Origin of the sequence: Pseudonocardia sp. SID8383, assembly GCF_009864975.1 — a bacterium.
GTDB lineage: Bacteria > Actinomycetota > Actinomycetes > Mycobacteriales > Pseudonocardiaceae > Pseudonocardia > Pseudonocardia alni.
Map to the genome: position 1 here is coordinate 1 of NZ_WWFY01000843.1, position 7,824 is coordinate 7,824.

The following is a 7,824-nucleotide window of genomic DNA, read 5'->3' on the forward strand; positions in this document are numbered from 1 at the left end:
AGCGGGTCGGCCTCGTGCGCGGCGAACTCCGCGCGCAGCCGCTGGAACTCCGCCCGCGCGCGTCGCCACGCCTGCTCCGCGGCAACGGCCTCGGACGACAGCACGGGACGTGCGCTCGGTTCCGGGGCGGGGCCGGGACCGGGGCCGCGGTCGGCGCGCAGCCGCCGGTAGGCGCCGACCACGGCCATCACCAGCAGCGCGAACGACAGCAGCTGGAACACCACGGCCACCACGCCACCACCTCCCCGCCGCGCCGGCCGACGGGGCCGGTACCCGCCCCACGGTGCCCGAGGTGTCCGGATCTCGCCACGCACCGGCCCCGCGACGGCACGTCGTGCCACGCCACCGGGCACCACCGGCACGGCGGGACCGGACGACGTCCCGCTGTGTGGGCACCCTGTCCCGAGCAGTGGTCGGGACCTGGCCGGTCGTGTCAGGATCACGCGTCCGTCGCGCGGGAACCCCCGCCGCCACGGGCGTCGTCGCCGATCGTGATGAGGAGAACGATGTTCCGCAAGGTGCTGGTGGCCAACCGGGGCGAGATCGCCATCCGGGCGTTCCGGGCCGCGTTCGAGCTGGGTGTCTCGACGGTGGCGGTGTTCCCGTACGAGGACCGCAACTCGCTGCACCGCGCGAAGGCCGACGAGTCCTACCAGATCGGGGAGCCGGGGCATCCGGTCCGCGCCTACCTGTCGGTGGAGGAGGTCATCCGGGCGGCGAAGAAGGCCGGCGCGGACGCGGTCTACCCCGGCTACGGCTTCATGTCGGAGAACCCCGATCTGGCCCGCGCCTGCGCCGAGGAGGGCATCACCTTCGTCGGGCCGCCGACAGAGGTCCTGCACCTGACGGGCAACAAGTTCCGCGCCGTCGCCGCCGCCCGGGAGGCGGGCGTGCCGGTACTGGAGTCCTCCGAGCCGTCCTCGGACGTCGAGGAGCTGCTCGCGGCGGCCGAGGACATCGACTTCCCGATCTTCGTCAAGGCGGTCGCCGGGGGTGGTGGACGCGGGATGCGCCGGGTCACCGAGCCCGGCGACCTGCGTGACGCGATCGAGGCCGCGAGCCGGGAGGCGGAGTCCGCGTTCGGCGACGGCACCGTGTTCCTGGAGCAGGCCGTGGTCAACCCGCGGCACATCGAGGTCCAGATCCTGGCCGACGCCGACGGCAACGTCGTGCACCTGTTCGAGCGCGACTGCTCGGTGCAGCGCCGCCACCAGAAGGTCGTCGAGATCGCCCCGGCCCCGAACCTGGACCCGGGGCTGCGGGACCGGATCTGCGCCGACGCGGTGAACTTCGCGCGGACGATCGGCTACGTCAACGCGGGGACCGTGGAGTTCCTGCTCGACGAGCGCGGCAAGCACCACTTCATCGAGATGAACCCGCGCATCCAGGTCGAGCACACCGTCACCGAGCAGGTCACCGACCGCGACCTGGTCATCGCCCAGCTGCGGATCGCCTCGGGCATGACGCTGCCCGAGCTGCGGCTGACCCAGGACGACATCACCCTCACCGGTGCGGCGATGCAGACCCGCATCACCACCGAGGACCCGGCCAACGAGTTCCGGCCCGACGTCGGCACGCTGTCGGTCTACCGCTCCCCGGGCGGCCCGGGCGTGCGGCTGGACGGCGGCACCGTGCACGTCGGTGCCGAGGTCTCCGCGCACTTCGACTCGATGCTGGTCAAGCTGACCTGTCACGGCCACGACTTCGCCAACGCCGCCCGGCGCGCCCGTCGCGCGCTGGCCGAGTTCCGGATCCGTGGCGTGGCGACGAACCTGCCGTTCCTCGCCGCCGTGCTGGAGGACGAGGACTTCAAGCAGGGCCGGGTCACCACCAGCTTCATCGAGGAGCGCCCGCACCTGCTCAAGGCCCGCCCGTCGGCCGACCGCGGCTCGCGCATCCTGCAGTACCTGGGCGAGGTCACGGTCAACAAGCCGAACGGCGACCGGCCGCTGGTCGTGGAGCCGGTCGACAAGCTGCCCGCCGGCGTCGACCTGGAGACGCCCGCGCCGGACGGCTCGGCGCAGCTGTTGCGCGAGCTCGGGCCCGAGGGCTTCGCGCGCCGGCTGCGTGAGCAGACCGCGGTCGCGGTCACCGACACGACGTTCCGCGACGCCCACCAGTCGCTGCTGGCGACCCGGATCCGGACCCGGGACCTGGTCGCGGTCGCGCCCTACGTCGCGCGGACCATGCCCGAGCTGCTGTCGCTGGAGTGCTGGGGCGGCGCGACCTACGACGTCGCGCTGCGCTTCCTGGCCGAGGACCCGTGGGACCGGCTCGCCGCGCTCAAGGCCGCGGCGCCGAACATCTGCACCCAGATGCTGCTGCGCGGGCGCAACACCGTCGGCTACACGCCCTACCCGACGGAGGTGACCGACGCCTTCGTGCAGGAGGCGGCGGACACCGGCATGGACATCTTCCGGATCTTCGACGCCCTCAACGACGTCTCCCAGATGCGCCCGGCCATCGACGCCGTCCGGAACACCGGCACGGCGCTGGCCGAGGTCGCGCTCTGCTACACCGCGGACCTGTCGGACCCGGGCGAGAAGCTCTACACCCTGGACTACTACCTGCGCCTGGCCGAGGAGATCGTCGACGCGGGCGCGCACGTCCTGGCGATCAAGGACATGGCCGGCCTGCTGCGCCCGCCCGCGGCGAAGAAGCTGGTCACGGCGCTGCGGGAGCGGTTCGACCTCCCCGTGCACCTGCACACCCACGACACCGCGGGCGGCCAGCTCGCGACGCTGGTCGCGGCGATCGACGCCGGGGTCGACGCCGTCGACGGCGCGGTCGCCTCGATGGCCGGCACGACCAGCCAGCCGTCGCTGTCGGCGCTGGTCGCGGCCACCGACCACACCGACCGCGCGACCGGGCTGAGCCTGACCGCGGTCGGGGACATGGAGCCGTACTGGGAGGCGGTGCGGAAGGTCTACGCGCCGTTCGAGTCCGGCCTCGCCAGCCCCACCGGACGGGTCTACCACCACGAGATCCCCGGCGGGCAGCTGTCGAACCTGCGCCAGCAGGCGATCGCGCTCGGCCTGGGCGACCGGTTCGAGCTGATCGAGGACTGCTACGCCGCCGCGGACCGGATGCTCGGCCGGCTGGTGAAGGTGACGCCGTCGTCGAAGGTCGTCGGCGACCTGGCCCTGCACCTGGTCGGGGCAGGGGTGGACGCCGCGGACTTCGAGAAGGACCCGGCGGGCTTCGACATCCCGGACTCGGTGATCGGGTTCCTGCGCGGTGAGCTGGGCTCGCCGCCCGCGGGCTGGCCGGAGCCGTTCCGGACCCGCGCGCTGGAGGGCCGCAGCCCCGAGGCGGAGAAGGCGGAGCTGTCCATCGAGGACCGTCGCGGGCTGCGGGACGAGCGTCGCCGCACGCTGAACCGGCTGCTGTTCCCCGGCCCGACCAAGGACTTCGACACCCACCGCGAGCAGTACGGCAACACCGCGGTGCTGTCGTCGAAGGACTTCTTCTACGGGCTGGAGGAGGACCTCGAGCACACCGTGGACCTGGAGCCCGGCGTCACCCTGATCATCGAGCTGGAGGCAGTCTCCGAGCCCGACGAGCGCGGCTACCGCACCCTGCTGACCACGCTCAACGGGCAGCTGCGCCCGGTGGCGGTGCGCGACGAGTCGGTCGCCACCGAGGTGAAGGCCGCGGAGAAGGCGGACAAGGACGACGACGCGCACGTCGCCGCCCCGTTCGCCGGTGTCGTGACGTTGCAGGTCGCCGAGGGCGACACCGTCGACGACGGCCAGACCGTCGCCACCATCGAGGCCATGAAGATGGAGGCGTCGATCACCGCGCACCGGGCCGGCACCGTCAAGCGGCTCGCGATCGGCACGGTCACCCAGGTCGAGGGCGGGGACCTGCTGGTCGAGCTGGACTGAGCCGCACGGCACCATGGAGCCATGACCAGGCTGATCGCGGGCACGGCGGGCGGACGACGGCTCGCCGTGCCGCCGTCGGGGACCCGGCCGACCTCCGACCGGGTCCGTGAGGCGCTGTTCTCCGCGCTCGACCACGATCCGGGTCTCGGCGGTGCCGCCGTGCTGGACGTGTGCGCCGGGTCGGGCGCGCTCGGGCTGGAGGCGCTGTCCCGGGGCGCGACCGACGCGGTGTTCATCGAGTCGGACAAGCGGGCCGCGGGGGTGCTGCGGCGCAACCTGGCCGCGGTCGGGCTCGGCGGGTCGGTCGTCACCGGGCGGGCCGGGACGGTGCTGGCCGGGCCCGCGCCGCGGGCGTTCGACGTCGTGTTCGTCGACCCGCCCTACGCGGTGCCCGACGACGAGGTCGCGGGCTGGCTGACCGCCGCCACCACCCACGGCTGGCTCGCGCCCGGTGCGGCGGTCGTCGTCGAGCGGGCGAAGTCGTCGGGGGAGTTCGGCTGGCCCGCCGGGTTCACCGCGGGCCGGTCCCGCCGCTACGGCGACACCGTCCTGCACCACGGCTCGCTCGGGAGCTGAGCCCGGATCAGGCCGCCGGGCCCAGCAGCCGGCCGGGCGTCAGGTCCGGCACCGTCCGGTGTGCCCCGGCGGCGGTCAGCTCCGCGTCCCCGGCCGTCGTCCGGACCCCGACGATGGTGCCCATCCCGGCCGCGACCAGCGAGGACACCCCGGCAACGGAGTCCTCGAACGCGACGCAGCCGGCCGGGTCGGCGTCGAGGCGACGGCACGCGGTGAGGTAGCCCTCCGGGTCCGGCTTGCCGCGCACGACGTCCTCGGCGGTGACGACGAGCTCGACCAGCGGTGCCGCATCGAGCACCTCGCCCAGCACCCGGTCGGCCCAGCCGCGGCGGGCGCTCGTCACCACCGCGAGCCGGTGCCCGCGCCCGGCCAGCGACCGGAGCAGCGCGGGAGCGCCGGGGACGACGTCGACGTCGTCGGCGAGGGCGGAGCCGTGCCCGGCCAGCTGCGCGGCGAGCTCGTCGGGGTCCGCGTCGCGCCACGGCCCGTCGACCTCGCGCAGCGTGTCGGCCGCGCGGCGGCCCATGAACCGGTGCCGGTAGGTCTCGTCGTCGACCTCGGCGTCCCACTCGGCGAAGAACCGGGCCCAGGTCCGGCGGTGCACGTGCTCGCTGCGCACGAGGGTGCCGTCGAGGTCGAACACGACCGGGGCGCCGTCGGGAACGGTGCCCGTCACAGGCGGAACAGCTCGTCGCCGGCGCGGACCGTGTGCCCGGTGGGGGCGCTCACCGAGCCGGCGGGGGAGTCCAGCACGACGACCGGGCAGGTCGGCGCGAGGCCGGCCGCCCGCACGGCGGCGAGGTCCACGGTCAGCACCGGCGCGCCCCGCTCGACCGCGTCGCCCTTCGCGACGTGCGTGGTGAACCCGGCCCCGCCGAGCGAGACCGTGTCGATGCCGACGTGGACCAGGATCCCGGGGCCACCGTCGGCGGTGATCACGAAGGCGTGCGGGTGCAGCGCCGCGACGGTGCCGGCGACCGGGGCCAGCACGACCGCCTCGGTGGCGTCCGCGGGCGGCTCGACGGCCGTCCCGCCGCCGAGCAGCTCGTCGCGGAAGACCGGGTCGGGCACCCCCGCGGGGCCGACCACCGCGCCGTCGACCGGCGCGACGACGGACGTCACAGCAGGTCCCGGACGTCGTCGCAGAGGTTCTCCGCCTCCGGCCCGATCACGACCTGCACGACGGTCCCGGACCGGACCACACCGTGCGCCCCGGCGGCCTTCAACGCCGCGTCGTCGACCAGGCCGGGGTCGCCGACCTCGGTCCGGAGCCGGGTGATGCACGCCTCGATGTCGGTGATGTTCGCGGACCCGCCCAGCCCCGCCACGATGTCGTCGGCCCTGCTCATAGGAGGTCTCCCTCTGGTCGCAACTGGTTATGACCAGTGTCTTGACAGGGTGTCGTCCAGCCCGCACCCTCACTGGTTATAACCAGACCGTACCGGCTGACGCGACGGCTCCACAACGCCCGCGCACCGGCCCCGGTCGCCGACACCCTCACGAGGAGTGCGAGCCCATGAGCACCTCCACAGCGGAACCGGTACGACGACGGGCCGGGCTGGCCGGCCTGCAGCGTCTCGGCCGGAGCCTGATGCTCCCGATCGCCGTCCTGCCCGCGGCCGGCCTGCTGCTGCGCCTCGGGCAGGACGACCTGCTCGGCGGCGTCGAGGCGCTGAAGCAGCCCGCGGCCGTGCTCGCCGCGGCAGGCGGCGCGCTGTTCGACCACCTCCCGATGATCTTCGCGCTCGGCATCGCGATCGGCTGGGCGCGCCGCTCCGACGGGTCCACCGCGCTGGCCGCCCTCGTCGGCTACCTCGTGATGGACGGCGTGTTCACCGCGCTGTCCCCGGTGCTGCTGCCCGGGGTGCTCGACTCGAAGGGCGAGCAGGCCACGATCGACTTCGGGGTGCTGGGCGGCATCGTCGCGGGCCTGGTCGCGGCACTGCTGTGGCAGCGCTTCCACCGCACGACGCTGCCGACCTTCCTCGGCTTCTTCAACGGCCGCCGGCTGGTCCCGATCCTCACCGCCGTGTCGATGATGGTGATCGCGTCGGTGCTGAGCCTGGTCTACCCGGTGTTCAACGCCGGGCTGACCGGGCTGGGCAACGCGGTCGGGGAGAACGCCGTCGTCGGCGGCGGGGTCTTCGGCCTGGTCAACCGGCTGCTGCTGCCGGTCGGGCTGCACCACATCATCAACTCGGTCGTCTGGTTCCTGGTCGGCGACTTCAACGGCGTGCACGGCGACCTGTCCCGGTTCTTCGCGGGCGACCCGACCGCGGGCACCTTCATGACAGGCTTCTTCCCGATCATGATGTTCGCGCTGCCCGCCGCGGCGATGGCGATCTGGCACGAGGCCCGTCCGGAGCGGCGCAAGGTCGTCGGCGGGATCATGGTCTCGGTCGCGCTGACCTCGTTCGTCACCGGCATCACCGAGCCGCTCGAGTACGCCTTCGTCTACGTGGCGTGGCCGCTGTACCTGATCCACGCGGTGCTCACCGGCACCTCGCTGGCGCTGGTGAACGCGCTCGACATCCACAGCGGGTTCAGCTTCTCCGCAGGCGCCATCGACTACGTCCTCAACTTCGGCCAGTCCACCCGGCCACTGTGGCTGATCCCGATCGGGCTCGCCTACGCCGTCGTCTACTACGTGCTGTTCCGCTTCGTGATCCGTCGCTGGAACCTGCGCACCCCCGGCCGGGAGGACGACGAGGCCACCGGTACCACCGGCACCGACACCACCGAGACCACCGGCACCGCGGGCAAGGCCGACCGGTGACCGCCGCCGAGGAGCAGGAGAGCACCGTGCACACCCGCACCGCCGTCGTCGCGTCCCGGGTGGGGCTGCACGCCCGCCCGGCTGCGCTGTTCGCCCGCGCCGCCGCCGCCACCGGGCTGCCCGTCACCGTCGCGACCGACGGGAAGGACCCGGTCGACGCGCGCAGCGTCCTCGGGCTCATGACCCTCGGCGTCGTCTTCGGCGACCAGGTCGTGCTGCGGGCCGACGGCGACGGCGCCCCGGCTGCGCTGGACGGCCTCGTGACGCTGCTCGAGACGGACCACGACGCGTGATGCGTGACCGCGTGCTGCGCGGCACCGTCGTCACCGACGGCCGGCTGCTCCCGGACTCGGTCGTCGCGGTCGCGGGGGACCGGATCGTCGCGGTCCTCCCGGCCGCGGCGTACGACGGTCCGCTCCCGCCCGCGTCGTCGTCGCTGCTGCTGCCCGGGCTGGTCGACGTGCACGACCACGGCGGCGCCGGGCACGGCTTCCCGGACGCGACGGCGGCGGGGGCGGCGGCCGCCGTCGCCCACCACCGCGCCCACGGCACGACGACGACGGTCGCCTCGCTGGTCTCCGCCCC

8 protein-coding genes and 1 pseudogene are annotated in these 7,824 nt (G+C 73.9%); 5 read left to right on the forward strand and 4 right to left on the reverse strand.

Annotation, left to right across the window (positions count from 1 at the left end; genetic code table 11):
- Positions 1-233, reverse strand: a 233-nt coding sequence (locus tag GTW08_RS20280; RefSeq protein WP_202417459.1) for a hypothetical protein, incomplete at its 3' end; no start/stop codon positions are given.
- Positions 234-506: 273 nt separating this feature from the next.
- On the opposite strand from GTW08_RS20280, the gene GTW08_RS20285 reads away from it, so the two are divergent.
- Both GTW08_RS20285 and rsmD read left to right on the forward strand, forming a co-directional pair.
- Complete coding sequence (locus GTW08_RS20285; protein WP_073578209.1) at positions 507-3,887, forward strand: pyruvate carboxylase; 3,381 nt, start codon at positions 507-509, stop codon at positions 3,885-3,887.
- A gap of 21 nt (positions 3,888-3,908) precedes the next feature.
- Positions 3,909-4,463, forward strand: coding sequence for a 16S rRNA (guanine(966)-N(2))-methyltransferase RsmD (gene rsmD, locus GTW08_RS20290; RefSeq protein WP_073578208.1), 555 nt, complete (start codon positions 3,909-3,911; stop codon positions 4,461-4,463).
- Positions 4,464-4,470: 7 nt separating this feature from the next.
- Here rsmD and GTW08_RS20295 read toward each other — a convergent pair whose 3' ends face one another.
- Genes GTW08_RS20295 through GTW08_RS20305 form a run of 3 tightly spaced genes read right to left on the reverse strand, consistent with a single transcriptional unit; the run spans position 4,471 to position 5,812 of the window.
- Positions 4,471-5,139 carry an HAD family hydrolase gene (locus GTW08_RS20295; RefSeq protein WP_073578207.1) on the reverse strand — a complete coding sequence of 223 codons (669 nt, stop codon included), beginning with the start codon at positions 5,137-5,139 and terminating at the stop codon, positions 4,471-4,473.
- Positions 5,136-5,585, reverse strand: coding sequence for a PTS sugar transporter subunit IIA (locus GTW08_RS20300; RefSeq protein ID WP_073578206.1), 450 nt, complete (start codon positions 5,583-5,585; stop codon positions 5,136-5,138). Before GTW08_RS20300 ends, GTW08_RS20295 begins: the two co-directional genes overlap by 4 nt.
- Complete coding sequence (locus tag GTW08_RS20305; protein WP_073578205.1) at positions 5,582-5,812, reverse strand: glucose PTS transporter subunit EIIB; 231 nt, start codon at positions 5,810-5,812, stop codon at positions 5,582-5,584. The genes GTW08_RS20300 and GTW08_RS20305 overlap by 4 nt, the downstream gene beginning before the upstream one ends.
- A 167-nt stretch (positions 5,813-5,979) precedes the next feature.
- Here GTW08_RS20305 and GTW08_RS20310 point away from each other — a divergent pair, with 167 nt between their 5' ends.
- The 3 genes and pseudogenes from GTW08_RS20310 to GTW08_RS20320 all read left to right on the forward strand — a co-directional run.
- Entirely contained in the window at positions 5,980-7,239 is a 1,260-nt protein-coding gene (locus GTW08_RS20310) for a PTS transporter subunit EIIC (protein ID WP_073578204.1), read from the forward strand.
- Positions 7,236-7,532, forward strand: coding sequence for an HPr family phosphocarrier protein (locus GTW08_RS32035; protein WP_304580219.1), 297 nt, complete (start codon positions 7,236-7,238; stop codon positions 7,530-7,532). The genes GTW08_RS20310 and GTW08_RS32035 overlap by 4 nt, the downstream gene beginning before the upstream one ends.
- Positions 7,532-7,824 (forward strand): annotated as a pseudogene (locus GTW08_RS20320) (N-acetylglucosamine-6-phosphate deacetylase); the annotation flags it as partial. The gene GTW08_RS32035 and the pseudogene GTW08_RS20320, both read left to right, overlap by 1 nt.

Bases quoted from the DNA above. Each gene is read 5' to 3' on its own strand.
- GTW08_RS20305 (WP_073578205.1), bottom strand. From the start codon at position 5,812: ATGAGCAGGGCCGACGACATCGTGGCGGGGCTGGGCGGGTCCGCGAAC.
- GTW08_RS20310 (WP_073578204.1), top strand. From the start codon at position 5,980: ATGAGCACCTCCACAGCGGAACCGGTACGACGACGGGCCGGGCTGGCC.
- rsmD (WP_073578208.1), top strand. From the start codon at position 3,909: ATGACCAGGCTGATCGCGGGCACGGCGGGCGGACGACGGCTCGCCGTG.
- GTW08_RS20285 (WP_073578209.1), top strand. From the start codon at position 507: ATGTTCCGCAAGGTGCTGGTGGCCAACCGGGGCGAGATCGCCATCCGG.